This is a genomic window from Streptomyces fulvoviolaceus (genome assembly GCF_000718165.1).
Taxonomy (GTDB): domain Bacteria; phylum Actinomycetota; class Actinomycetes; order Streptomycetales; family Streptomycetaceae; genus Streptomyces; species Streptomyces fulvoviolaceus.
Genome location: NZ_JOEY01000080.1, coordinates 1 through 12,368 on the forward strand (window position 1 = coordinate 1; position 12,368 = coordinate 12,368).

General features: G+C 69.5%; 9 protein-coding genes. 5 read left to right on the forward strand and 4 right to left on the reverse strand.

Annotated features, from left to right (window positions below):
- Positions 1–273 precede the first annotated feature (273 nt).
- Complete coding sequence (locus IG08_RS0148785; protein ID WP_030619859.1) at positions 274–1,401, forward strand: ADP-ribosylglycohydrolase family protein; 1,128 nt, start codon at positions 274–276, stop codon at positions 1,399–1,401.
- A gap of 19 nt (positions 1,402–1,420) precedes the next feature.
- Here the strand turns inward: IG08_RS0148785 and IG08_RS0148790 are convergent, their stop codons facing one another.
- Both IG08_RS0148790 and IG08_RS0148795 read right to left on the reverse strand, forming a co-directional pair.
- The gene (locus tag IG08_RS0148790) at positions 1,421–2,998 is read right to left on the reverse strand and encodes a sodium:solute symporter family protein (RefSeq protein ID WP_030619861.1); all 1,578 of its coding nucleotides are present in this window, start codon (positions 2,996–2,998) and stop codon (positions 1,421–1,423) included.
- 126 nt (positions 2,999–3,124) lie between these two features.
- Positions 3,125–3,910 (reverse strand): SDR family oxidoreductase, encoded by a 786-nt coding sequence (locus IG08_RS0148795; protein WP_030619864.1) that lies wholly within the window; start codon positions 3,908–3,910, stop codon positions 3,125–3,127.
- Positions 3,911–3,986: 76 nt separating this feature from the next.
- On the opposite strand from IG08_RS0148795, the gene IG08_RS0148800 reads away from it, so the two are divergent.
- Positions 3,987–4,838, forward strand: coding sequence for a hypothetical protein (locus IG08_RS0148800; RefSeq protein ID WP_030619867.1), 852 nt, complete (start codon positions 3,987–3,989; stop codon positions 4,836–4,838).
- A gap of 80 nt (positions 4,839–4,918) precedes the next feature.
- On the opposite strand, the gene IG08_RS0148805 is transcribed toward IG08_RS0148800, so the two are convergent.
- Both IG08_RS0148805 and IG08_RS0148810 read right to left on the reverse strand, forming a co-directional pair.
- Complete coding sequence (locus IG08_RS0148805; RefSeq protein WP_030619870.1) at positions 4,919–6,784, reverse strand: hypothetical protein; 1,866 nt, start codon at positions 6,782–6,784, stop codon at positions 4,919–4,921.
- Between the two features lie 195 nt (positions 6,785–6,979).
- Entirely contained in the window at positions 6,980–9,724 is a 2,745-nt protein-coding gene (locus IG08_RS0148810; RefSeq protein ID WP_030619872.1) for a hypothetical protein, read from the reverse strand.
- 248 nt (positions 9,725–9,972) lie between these two features.
- Between IG08_RS0148810 and IG08_RS0148815 the strand changes: the two genes are divergently transcribed.
- The 3 genes from IG08_RS0148815 to IG08_RS0148825 all read left to right on the forward strand — a co-directional run bounded on the left by IG08_RS0148815 (position 9,973) and on the right by IG08_RS0148825 (position 12,333).
- The gene (locus tag IG08_RS0148815; RefSeq protein WP_030619874.1) at positions 9,973–10,731 is read left to right on the forward strand and encodes a GOLPH3/VPS74 family protein; all 759 of its coding nucleotides are present in this window, start codon (positions 9,973–9,975) and stop codon (positions 10,729–10,731) included.
- 325 nt (positions 10,732–11,056) lie between these two features.
- Positions 11,057–11,914, forward strand: coding sequence for a helix-turn-helix domain-containing protein (locus IG08_RS0148820; RefSeq protein ID WP_030619877.1), 858 nt, complete (start codon positions 11,057–11,059; stop codon positions 11,912–11,914).
- 227 nt (positions 11,915–12,141) lie between these two features.
- Positions 12,142–12,333 carry a DUF397 domain-containing protein gene (locus IG08_RS0148825; protein WP_030619878.1) on the forward strand — a complete coding sequence of 64 codons (192 nt, stop codon included), beginning with the start codon at positions 12,142–12,144 and terminating at the stop codon, positions 12,331–12,333.
- Positions 12,334–12,368 lie beyond the last annotated feature (35 nt).

The window sequence follows — 12,368 nt, forward strand, 5'->3', positions numbered from 1 at the left end:
CCCGGTTTCCCTGCCGGTCGGCACCATCACTGTCGAGGACCCGATCGTCACCAACTGGCACACCGACGCGGCGGACGCCGTTCCCTTCAGCTGAACGGACCCGCAGCGCGGCGAGGCGAAGGTCGCGATCCCACCCGGTACGGGTGATAACTGACTGCTCGGGACCATTCCCGCCACACCCCACATACCACTCCACCCCCTGAACCGACCGTTCCCGTTCGATTACAGTTCTGAGCTGTCGTATGTAACGGGTGGTGCCACAGGGAGGTCTTGGTGGGTGCGGCAGCCGGGGCCGTCTGGGGGCGTGCCGAGCAGCAGGATTTTCGGAGCAGGGTGCGCGGGACGCTGCTCGGTGCGGCCGTCGGGGACGCGCTGGGGACGCCCGTCGACGGGCTCGGGCTCGACGAGATCCGGGAGGAGTACGGCGCCGAGGGGCTCGTCGATCTCGGGTTCGGGTACGGGCGGCGCGGGGCCGTGAGTCATCTCACGCAGCTCACCCTCTTCACCGTGGACGGGCTCATACGTGCCCAGGTGCGACGGGACACGGGGGCCTGGCATCCGCCGACCGATCTGCACCGGGCGTATCTGCGGTGGGCCGCCACCCAGCGGGACTGGGGGCCCGACGAGCGGCGCAAGGATGACGGGTGGCTGGCGCGGGAGGAGTGGCTCTACGCCCGGCGTGATCCCGCCCGGTCCCTGCTGCTGGGGTTCGGGGACGAGACCATGGGGACCTTGGACGCGCCCAAGAATCCCACCGAGCTCGGGCCCGAGGCCACCGCCCGTTCCGCGCCCTTCGGGCTGCTGGTCGGCTGGGAGCCGCAGCTGGTCGTCCAGCTCGCGGTGGAGTGCGCGGCGCAGACCCACGGGCATCCCGTCGCCTACCTGTCGGCGGGCGCGTACGCCGTCATCGTGCACGCGCTGGCCCTCGGCGAGAGCCTGGACGGGGCCGTACAGCGGGCCCTCGCCCTGCTCGCCGCCCGGCCCGGGCACGAGCCCGTGTCGGACGCGTTGCAGCACGCCCTGGGTGCCGTCCGGCAGGGGATGCCCACCCCGGCGAGGGTGGAGGAGCTGGCGGCGGACGGCTCGGCCGACGGACTGCTGGCCGCCGCCGTGTACTGCGCCCTGGTGGGGGAGGACGTACGGCACGGTCTGTGCCTCGCCGTGAACCACGACGGCCCCTCCGCCGCAGCCGGCGCCCTCACCGGCGGTCTCCTCGGCGCCCTGCACGGCGAAACGGCCCTCCCGCCGGCCTGGCTGGCCGAACTGGAGGGCCGTCCCACGCTGCTGGAGCTCGCGGACGACTTCGCCATGGAGATGACCCAGGGGCCCGCCCTGCATGGTCCGGCGGGGTCCTCTCCCGGGTGGCTTGCGAGATACCCGAGGGGCCAGGTTCTGGCCTAGCCCCTCGCCGACCTGATACCTAGTCCTTCACCCGCGTCACCACCGCCCGGTCCTCCGGCCCGTCCGCCGGAGCCGGGATCGCGGCTGCCGCCGAGTCGTCCCCGTCCGTGTTGATCACCTCGATGATCGCGAGGCGCTCCGGAGTGTCCTCCGGCTTGAGGAAGCCGATCAGGATGTAGAGCACCAGGGAGACGGCCAGCGGGATGGAGACCTGGTACTGGAGCGGGACACCGCCCTCGACGTTCCAGCTGATCGGGTAGTTGACCAGCCAGAAGGCGAGCAGGCCCATCGACCAGCTGGTGAGCGCGGCCGTGGGGCCGGAGCGGCGGAACGGGCGGAGCAGGCCGAGCATCATCGGGATGGCCATCGGGCCCATGAGTCCGGCCACCCACCTGATCACCACCGTGATGATGTCCTTGAAGGTGGGGGAGTTGACCTGTGTCGCCGCCGCCATGGACAGGCCCAGGAAGACGACCGTCGTGATCCGGGCGACCCGCAGACCCTGTCCCTCGCTCCACGCCCGCGCCCTGCGCCACACCACCGGTGCGCAGTCCCGGGTGAAGACCGCCGCGATCGCGTTGGCGTCGGAGGAGCACATGGCCATGGTGTGCGAGAAGAAGCCGACGATGACCAGGCCCAACAGGCCGTGCGGCAGGAGCTGTTCGGTCATCAGGCCGTAGGAGTCGGAACCGTCCGGCTTCTGCGACTCGACCAGCAGCGGCGACATCCACATGGGGAAGAAGAGGACCACCGGCCACACCAGCCACAGGATCGCCGACAGGCGTGCGGAGCGCTCGGCCTCGTGCGCGTTCGCCGTGGCCATGTAGCGCTGGGCCTGGTTGAGCATGCCGCCGTTGTACTCGAAGAGCTTGATGAAGAGGAAGGCCAGAAGGAAGACGGTTCCGTACGGTCCGACCAGCGGTTCGCCGTGGCCCTGGAGCTCCGGCTCGTCCCAGGCGCCGAAGAACCCGATGCCCTTGTCGTTCAGCTTCAGGACCACCGCCACGAACATCGCGACACCGGCGAGGAGTTGGATGACGAACTGGCCGAGCTCGGTCAGCGCGTCCGCCCACAGGCCGCCGATCGTGCAGTAGATCGCCGTGATGCCGCCGGTGATGAGGATGCCCTGGTTCAGGGAGATCCCGGTGAAGACCGACAACAGGGTCGCGATCGCCGCCCACTTGGCGCCCACGTCCACGATCTTCAGCAACATGCCGGACCAGGCCAGCGCCTGCTGGGTCTTCAGGTCGTAGCGGTTCTTCAGGTATTCGAGTGGGGAGGCGACGTGGAGTCGCGAGCGCAGTCGGTTGATGCGTGGCGCGAACAGCTTCGAACCGATCGCGATACCGAGGGCGATGGGGAAAGACCACGTCACGAAGGAGGTGACGCCGTAGGTGTAGGCGATACCGGCGTAGCCGGTGAACATCACCGCGCTGTAGCCCGACATGTGGTGCGAGATGCCCGAGAGCCACCACGGCATCTTCCCGCCGGCGGTGAAGAAGTCGCTGACGTTGTCCACGCGCTTGTGCGACCAGATGCCGATCGCGACCATCACGCCGAAGTAGCCGATGAGCACGGCCCAGTCGAGACCGTTCATGTGCGCCCTCCCAGGGTTCAGCCCGGCGCTCATCGTGGGCGCTGTCGCGTGGACACGACAAGTAAGCGTCGGGTCAAAGGGAGGTAAAAGTATTCGTGATGATGGCCTTCGTTCACCTACATGAACTCATCGCATCAGCTCCCCCGCGTTGACCAGCAACGACTGTCCAGTGATCGCCCGCGCCCGGTCCGACGCCAGGAACGCCGCCGCGTCCGCCACGTCCCCGTCGGACGCCAGGTCCGGCAATGCCATCCGCTCCGTCAGCCGCCCCAGCACCTCCGCCTCCGGCACCCCCTCCGTCTGCGCCGTGAACTGGACGTACGCCCGCACCGGCGGCCCCCACATCCAGCCCGGCAGTACCGTGTTGACCCGGATCCGGTGCGGCCCGAGCTCCCGGGCGAGGGAGTACATCGCGCTGGTCAGCGCCCCCTTCGAGGCGGCGTACGCGGCCTGCCGTACCTGGGAAGGGGCGGCCACGGACGACTGCGTCCCGATGAAGACGACCGACCCGCCGCTCGCCTTCAGTCCCGGCAGGCATGCCCGAGTCATCCTCAGCGACCCGAGCAGGTTCACGTCGATGACCGACTGCCAGGTCGCGAAGTCGGCGTCCTCCAGCCCGCCGAAGTAGCTGTCCCACGCGGCCACATGGACGACGGCGTCGAGCCGCCCGAACCGCTCCTGAGCCAGCGCGGCCAGCGCCTCGCACTGCCCCTCGTCGGTGATGTCGGTCGCCCGGTACGCCGTGTGCGCCCCGTCCGGATCGATCTCGGCCGCGCTCTTCGCGAGGTTCGCCTCGGTGCGCGCGCCGAGGACGGCATCGCCCCCGTCCCGTACGACGGCCGCCGCGACCTGATGACCGAGTCCGGCGCCGACTCCCGACACGATGACGGTCTTGCCTGCGAGCAGTGACATCGGCGACCTCCCGGCTCTGGCGCAATATCTGACGGGGCGTCAGAGTATGGGCGAGCCGCCGAGAAAGGGGAAGGGTATGAGTGAGGACACCCGCAGCGACACCCACAGCGAGACGTACGCCGAACTGGCCGCCGTAGGACCGTACGGAGTCCGCCCCGGACACGCCCTGATCACCATGGTCGAACCGCGCCCGGGCCACGAGTACGCCTACAACCGCTGGTACGAGGACGACCACTTCTACGCCGGCGCGATGGCCATGCCCTGGATGTCCGCCGGCCGCCGCTGGGTCGCCACCCGCGACCTCCAACTCCTGCGCCTGCCCGAGAAGTCGGCGGTCGCCCAACCCGTCACCGCCGGCTGCTACCTCACCACCTACTGGGTCACCGACGGCCGCTACGACGACCACATGAAGTGGACCGTCGCCATCAACAAGCGGCTGAACCGGGATGGGCGTGTGTACCGCGACCGGACCCATGTCTTCACGGCATTCCAGGACCACGAGGCGACGGTCTACCGGGACGGAGCGGCGGGGCCGAGGGACTTCCACGCCCTCGACCATCCGTATGCGGGGCTGGTGTTGGAGGTCGTCGACGCCGAATCGCCGGAGCAGCGGGCGGAGTTGCTGGAGTGGCTGGTCTCCCGTCATCTGCCGAAGCGGGTGGCGGGTTCCCCGGCGGCGATGGTGACGGTCTTCCGGCCGACGCCGCTTCCCGGCGACCGCATGACATACGTGAAGCAGGTGGAGGGCGTCGACACCCGGCTCACGCTTCTGTGGTTCCTGGAGGCGGATCCGCGGGAGTGCTGGGACCCATATTTCACGGGGCTGGATGCGGCGGTCACGGAGGCGGGCCTGGGCAGGGTCGAGCTACTGGCGCCCTTCGTCCCGACAATCCCGGGCACGGACAAATACGTGGACCAGCTGCGCTGACCTAAAGGGGCGCGGGGCTGTGTCATTAGCGGCTCCGCCGCGTGGGCGCGACCAGCCACGACGGCGCCGCAGACAAACGACTACTTCAACTCATCCGGACAAGGCGTCCCACGAGGCACTGTGTAGGGCGCCGCCAGCCGATACTCACCCGCCCGCGGAGCGACAAGCATCGTCCACTTGTCCCCGTCCGCATCCTCCTCCGTCTCCATCAGGCACCCGTTGACGTTGTCGTACGTCTTCGGCTCCCCGTCGGCCCGGTTCTTCGACGCCTCCGTCTCCTGTGGAGCCTTCAGCTTCTTGCCTTCGGCGTCGACGATCGAGAGCCACGGCGAGTACGGGATGCGGATGAGGATGCGCCCGGCCTTCTTGACCTGCATGGTCATCTCGCCCTGCGCGGCGCGCTCGACCACGGCGTTCGGCGAGGCCATCGGCGCCGGGTCCGTCACCTGGAACAGCTGCCAGTTGGCGTCGCCCCAGATCTGCTTCAGATACGGCATCCCGCGCTGTACGAGTTCCCGCTCGCGTTCGCCACCGTCACCGTCCGGTTCGTCCTTGGGGACGACGACGAAGTGGACGGCCCAGCGCTGCAACCACTCGTGGTAGTTCGCGGAGTTGAGGGTGTCGTCGTAGAAGAGGGGGTTGCGCTCCATGTCGGCCTGGCGGTTCCAGCCGCGGGCCAGGTTGACGTACGGCGCGAGGGCGGAGGCCTCGCGGTGGGAGCGGGCCGGTACGACCTCCACGCGGCCCTTCTCGGCGCCGACTTCCTGGAGTTCGTTGACGAGCGGCGCCAGCTCGCGCGCCCAGGACGCCGTCGGGGTCGTATGGACGACGTCGTCGACGGACTTGAAGCCGATCCAGCCGGTGAAGCCGATGAAGGCCACGACGATCGTGTACCACTTGCGCGAGCGCGGCACCGCGAACGGCAGCGCGGCCGCCAGGGCCACCCCCGCGAACAGCATCGGCAGCCGCGAGATGTTGGAGCCGATCTGGGAGCTGACCAGCCAGACCAGGACGACGGCGAGGCTGTACACCCCGGCCGTGATCCGGACCGTCGTCCACTCCTTGGGGACCAGGAAGAGCACGAGCAGGCCGGACGCCAGCGGCAGGACCACCGAGCCGATCGACATCGGCTGGGTGCCGGAGAACGGGAACAGCCAGGCGGACACGGCGACGACGGCCGAGGGTGCGATGCCCAGCGCCCAGGCGCCCGGGCGCCGTTTCTGGAGGAAGAGCGCCGCCGCCACCAGGCCCACGAACAGGCCCGCCACGGGGGAGGCCATCGTCGCGAGTGCGGCGAGCGGGGCCGCGCACAGGGCCTTGGCCCAGCGTTTGTAGCGCCAGCGGTACGGCCAGCAGAAGACGACGGCGACCGCGCCCAGCGCGAACACCGTGCCGAGACCGAAGGTCACGCGGCCCGAGGCCGCGTTGCAGAGGAACGCGAAGACGCCCGCGAGCGAGGCCCACAGAGGGTTCTTCACGGACCGGCTGCGGATGAGGATCATCGTCAGCAGCCCGGCCGAGATCGTCCCCGCGATCATCATCGTCGTACGGACGCCGAGTACCGACATCAGATACGGCGACACCGCGCTGTACGACACCGGGTGCATGCCGCCGTACCAGGCCAGGTTGTACGCCGAGTCGGGATGCCGGCCGACGAACTCGGCCCACGCGTCCTGTGCCGCGAGGTCGCCACCGCTGTTCGCGAACGTGAAGAACCAGACGACGTGCAGGACGCCGGAGAGTGCGGTGAGGGAGAGGACGGGGTGCCGCAGGAGGTGCTCGCGGAGGGCGAGGAAAGCGGCCTCCGCCTTGACGAGTGCCGGTCTGCGCGCCGTGTCGGGCGCCTTCTCGCGGTCCTTCGGGTCAGGTGCGGGCAGGCGTATTCGCGGGCCGGTTCCCGGGCCCGGATCGGTCTCGTCGGCGCGTGTCGGCTCCGCTGTGGCCACCTGAAGGCACTCCCCGTGGTGTCCCGTCTTCTGTTCTCGGCCGGGTTCCGTTCCCCGTGCGTTGTCGGCCGCGTCCTCGTGGGTTCAGCGACCACGTCCCGTGAGCGGCGACCTGCCCTGATTCGTGACGCTAGCACGCACCCCGCCGACCGGAACCCGGTGGTTACGGCCGACGGGGTGCGAGGGGCTCTGCTATCAGCCGAGACGTGTGAGCTTGTCCTGGAAGCCCGGCTCGACCAGGTCCGTCTGCAGGGTGACCGGGACCTTGACGGCGCCGCCCTCGCTGTCGCCCACGGTCAGCGTGCCGACCTTGGTGCCGGCCTTCGCGGTGTGCGGGACGTCGTCGGCGGCGAAGGACAGCTCCACCTTCATCCCGGCCCAGCCGACCGCCGTGACGTCCTTGGTGAGCACGACCGGGGTCCTGCCGCCGAGCCCGTCGTCGACGTATCCGACGACGTCGCCCTTCTTGAGGATCTTCGCCGAGGTCAGCTCGTCGCGGGCGGCGAGCATCGCGGTCTTGCTGACGTCGTTGACGGTCTGGATGATCGGCGCCTTGTGCTGGCCGAGGATCGCGCCGACGACGGTGACGGTCTCACCGCCGACCTCCTTGCGGGCGGCGAAGAGGAGATTGCCGCCGGCCGCGGTGGTGGTGCCGGTCTTGATGCCGACGGCACCGTTGTAGGGGACCAGATAGTTGTAGTTGTACCACTTCTGTCCGGACGGATCGATCCACTGTCCCATGGACGTGATGTCCATCAGGGCCTGGATCTTGACGAGTTCGTTGCCGAGCTTCACCTGGTCCTCGGCGGTGGAGACGGTGGTCTCCTTCAGGCCCGAGGCGTCGGTGTACGTCGTGTTCTTCATGCCGAGTTCCTTGGCGGTGTCGTTCATCTTCTTGATGAACTCCGTCTCGGAACCGGCGTCCCAGCGGGCCAGCAGGCGGGCGATGTTGTTGGCCGAGGGGATCATGATCGCCGAGATCGCCTGCTTCTCGGTGAGGACGTCGCCCTCCTTGACGGTGTTGAGGGTGGACTCGCCGTCCTTGTTGTAGCCGCCCTCCTTCTCCGCCAGCGCGTCGACCGTGATCTTCTCGCCCTCCGCGCCCGACTTCAGCGGGTGGTCCTTGAGGACGATGTACGCCGTCATCGCCTTGGCTACCGAGCCGATCGCGACGGGCGTCTGCTTGCCGAAGTCGCCCATCGTGCCGATGCCGTTGACGTCCATCCAGCCCTGGCCCTCGCTGGGCCACGGCAGCCCGGCCTGGTCGCCGTCGAAGGTGTAGGAGTCCTCGGCGGTGAGTGTCAGTTCGGGGGTCGGCAGCGGGCGTACGGCCTGCACGATCGCAAAGACGACCGCGAGGAGGAGGGCGAGGGGGGTCCAGATCTTGACCCTGCGCACGATCGTCCGGACCGGGCTGGGCGGGGGCGGCGGGGTGTTCGTCAGCTCCGCCAGCAGGTCCAGCGGGGGCTTCGGGGGCAGCGGCTGCTGGGTCGTCCGCTCGGGGCCGATCTGCGGCACGGCCGCGGTGACGTCCGGCTTCGCCGTGGGCGGGGTGTGGGGCTCGTCCAGGGGCTTGAGCGCGATGAACTTGCTGGTGCGCTCGGCCGGGGCCTCGGGCTTGGGGTCCTTCTTGGGTGCCGCGTCCCCGAGCTTCAGCGTGGTCGTCGGCTGGTCCACGGCGGGGCGGGGTGGGCGTACGGCCTTGAAGGTGGCGGTGGGCTGGTCGACCCGGGGCTTGTCGTCCGGGACGTCGGCGTCGGGCTCCGGCTCGCCGGATTCCTCGGCCTCGGCTTCGCCTTCGGCCTTGGTGTTCCCACCCGCACCACCCGTGCTGCTTTCGTCGTCGGCTGCGGGTGGCCCCTCTGGGGCGTCCTCGCCGTCGGCGGCCGCGGGTGTGACGGCCTCCGGCTCGGCGTCGTCGTCCGCGTCGTCGGCTTCGGCTGCGCCGCCGACTTCGGCTGCGCTGTCGGTCTCGGCTTCGGTCTCGGCTTTGCCGTCGGTCTCCGCGGCGGCGTCGCTGTCCGCGTCGCCCTCGGGGGCGTCGTCGGCGTCGGGCTCCGGCTCGCCCTCGTCCTCGGCGCGAGTCTCGGTGGCGTCGTCTGCCTGCTCGGGCTCGGCCGTGGCGGTGTCCGCGTGCGCCGCGGCGTCCTCCGCGTCCTCGGCGTCGGCGTCCTGCGTGCCTTCTGCCTCGGGCTGGGCGTCCTTGGGCTCGCTGTCCTCGGGCTCGCTGTCCTCGGGCTGTGCGTCTTCGGGCCCGGCGTCGTTCGGCTCGGCGTCCTCGGGCCCGGCGTCGTCAGGCTGTGCGCGCTCCGGCTGTGCGTCCTCGGGCCCGGCGTCCTTCGGCCCGGCGTCCTTGGGCCCGGCGTCGTCAGGCTGCGCGTCCTCCGGCCCGGCGTCCTCCGGCTGTGCGTCCTCGGGCTCGCCATCTTCGGGCCCGGTGTCCTCGGGCTCGCCATCCTCCGGCTCGGCATCCTCGGGCCCGGCGTCCACCGAGTCCTCGCCCTCGCCCGAGTCCTCGCCCCCGTCGGACTCCCCGGCCTCCTCCGAGCCGCCCCCCGCCTTCCCGTCCGCCGAGGCCACCCACGCCGCCACGGCGTTCCGTAGGCGCGCGTCTCCCGACGCGGTGGGGGACGCGGGCGTACCGGAGTCCTCGGAGTCGCTGGAGGCGTCCTCCGGGGGCGTGGACGCCGCTTCGGGGGCTCCGGTGTCGGAACCCTCCGTTCCGGCGTCTACGGGGCCGCTCTCGGCCTTCTCGGCCTCCGCGGCGAGCTCGCGCACCGAGAAGACCTTCGTGGCCGTGTCGACGCCGCCGCGGGACACGGACTCCCGGGCGACCGCCAGCCGGGGGTCACGCGCCTCGGGAACCGCACCCGCGCTCCCCGACGTCGGTTCTGCCGACGACTCGCGCTGCTTCGACCTGTCGGGGGACTCGCCCGCCACCGATGCCTCCTCCATGTGCCGACGCACGCCGTCCGTGCGTCTGCCGAACCGTGAACCGCCAACCGCCCGCTCGGAACACCGCTCCCCCGCAGTGTCCGAACCATGTACCAGTGTCCTGTGTGTGGGCTTGGCTGAAGCGGTAGACGAGAACGACATACCTACCGGTTCCACTACAAACAGGTCACGCACCCTCGACAGACCAATGTGAGAGGGGTCACCCTGTCATTCATCCACGCGGGGAGGCATGGATGGGCAGGAGCCGCAGAACACTTCCGGAGGAGCTTCTGCTGCTGGCGTTGGACCCGGCCACGGGTACCACCGCACAGCCGCAGTCGCTCGACCTCGGTCTGGCCGGAGCACAGCTAGTGGAGCTGGCGCTGGCCGGACGGATAGCCCCAGACGGGGATCGTATCGCCGTGGTGGTACCACGGCCGACTGGAGATCCAACTTTGGACTGCGCGTTGGAGTTGCTGCGAAGGCGTGGCGCTCCGGTACGCGCGGTGAACTGGATTGGCGGGCCCCGGCTGGGGCTGCGCCAGACCTACCTCTCGCATCTGGAGCGGTGCGGCATGGTGCATGCCGTGGCGGGTCAGATGTGCGGGGTGTTGCCGACGACGCGCTATCAGGCGACGGACAACGAGATCAGCCGGGAGATCAGAGCCCGGTTGGACTCCGCGATCCGCACCGGCGTGCCACCGGACCCGCGGACGGCTGCGCTCGCGGCGCTGGCGCACGCGGTCGGCCTCGGCAAGCACCTGTATCCGGGTAACGAGGGACGTTCGTCCCGCTCCCGGCTGCGGGACCTGATCAGGCACGACCCCATGGGCGGCCTCGTGGCGCACGCCGTGATGGACGTCCAGAACGGTGTGGCGGCACAGCCACGCCGCAGCCCCGCCCAACCGGCAGGCCGCCCGGCCGTCGCCGGAGGCAGGGCCGCACCGGAACCCGCTCGCGGCGTTCCGATGCAACCGCGCCGCGGACCGATGGCGCGCGCCGTGGCTCACTGAGCCGCAGTCCCACGGCACCCGCACGACCGCAGCACGCACGACCCGCACCACTCAGCGCCGCACCGCAGTCCCCAAAGACCCGGTTCGGGAGCCGCTGGTCCGCGCGGGGCGACGGAACCGCACGTCCGTACTCGGACGAGGCACCGGTTCCGTCGCCCCGCGCGGCCGCATGTGCGGGGACATGTGCGGGGAAATGTCTTCAACCGGTGTGTACGCAGCGCATATACATCGTTTCCCAGCGGTAGTAAGCACCTTGGTGGCAGTCTGCTCAACAGCAGATACGCAAAGTTGCAAGTCGAGGCACGCAGCCGGAGGTGCACGTCCCGTGGCGTCCAATGTCAATCCCACCGTCAGGCGACGCCGGCTGGGCCAGGAGCTGCGCCGGCTCCGCGAGCTCAAGGGCATGACGGCCGAGGAGGTCGCCGAACGCCTGCTGGTGTCGCAGTCGAAGATCAGCCGGCTGGAGAACGGCCGGCGCAGCATCAGCCAGCGCGACGTCCGCGATCTGTGCGGGGTGTACGAGGTCGAGGACCAGCGCATCGTCGAGTCGCTGATGCAGATGGCCAAGGACTCGCGGCAGCAGGGCTGGTGGCATGTGTTCGGGGACATCCCGTACAGCGTGTACATCGGGCTGGAGACGGATGCCGAGTCGCTCCGTGTCTATGAACCCCAGATCATCACCGGGCTGTTGCAGACCCGCGCCTATGCCGAGGCCATCATCAGGGGCGGTTCGCCCGAGACTTCGGACACCGAGATCGAGAAGCGTGTGCAGGTCCGGCTGCGGCGGCAGGATCGTATCGCCGCCGACAAGGACCCGCTGCGGCTGTGGGTGGTGCTCGACGAGGCATCACTGCGGCGGGCCGTCGGGAGCCGGCAGGTGATGCGCGAACAGCTGGAGCACGTCGCCGAGATGACCCAGCAGCCGCACATCACCGTGCAGGTGCTGCCCTTCGAGGTGGGAGCGCATCCCGGCCTCAACGGCCAGTACTCCATCCTGGAGTTCGCCGACGCGGCCGACTCCAGCGTGGTCTACATCGAGGGCGTCACCAGCGACCTGTACCTGGAGAAGGCGCACGACGTGCAGAAGTACACGGTGATGTACGAGCACCTGCGGGCGCAGGCCCTGAACGTCGACCAGTCCCGTCAGCTCGTCGAGGACATCGCCAAGGAATACGCCCGCTGAGGCCTTCCCCGAGCGGTTCAGTGAGCCCTTCCCGACAGAGCGGGCCGGATGGTACACCCCGGCCCCGTCTGTCTGGAAGAGTCACCTGGAATATGCCGCCAGAAGAGTGAAGGACTGCTCCGAAAGAGGAAGTCTGCGAGTAGCGTCGATCACGCCAACGATCAGCAAACGTTGGCGGAAACCGATCTGCGCAAGCAATCGCAAGCACTCTGGCTTACGGAGCACTCATGGCAATTCTTCAGGGCGCCACCGGCACGTGGACGAAGTCCTCGTACTCCAACAACAACGGCGCCTGTGTCGAGGTCAAGTCGCCCACCGTGGCGGCGCTGGACGTCCGCGACTCGAAGGTCACCGACGGACCGACCCTGGCCTTCCCCACCGAGGCATGGAACGCGTTCGTGGACTCGGTCAAGGCGTAAGGGGAGGATCTTCCTGATCCTCGGCCTGTTCCACC

Bases quoted from the DNA above. Each gene is read 5' to 3' on its own strand.
- IG08_RS0148825 (WP_030619878.1), top strand. From the start codon at position 12,142: ATGGCAATTCTTCAGGGCGCCACCGGCACGTGGACGAAGTCCTCGTAC.
- IG08_RS0148790 (WP_030619861.1), bottom strand. From the start codon at position 2,998: ATGAACGGTCTCGACTGGGCCGTGCTCATCGGCTACTTCGGCGTGATG.
- IG08_RS0148815 (WP_030619874.1), top strand. From the start codon at position 9,973: ATGGGCAGGAGCCGCAGAACACTTCCGGAGGAGCTTCTGCTGCTGGCG.
- IG08_RS0148800 (WP_030619867.1), top strand. From the start codon at position 3,987: ATGAGTGAGGACACCCGCAGCGACACCCACAGCGAGACGTACGCCGAA.
- IG08_RS0148795 (WP_030619864.1), bottom strand. From the start codon at position 3,910: ATGTCACTGCTCGCAGGCAAGACCGTCATCGTGTCGGGAGTCGGCGCC.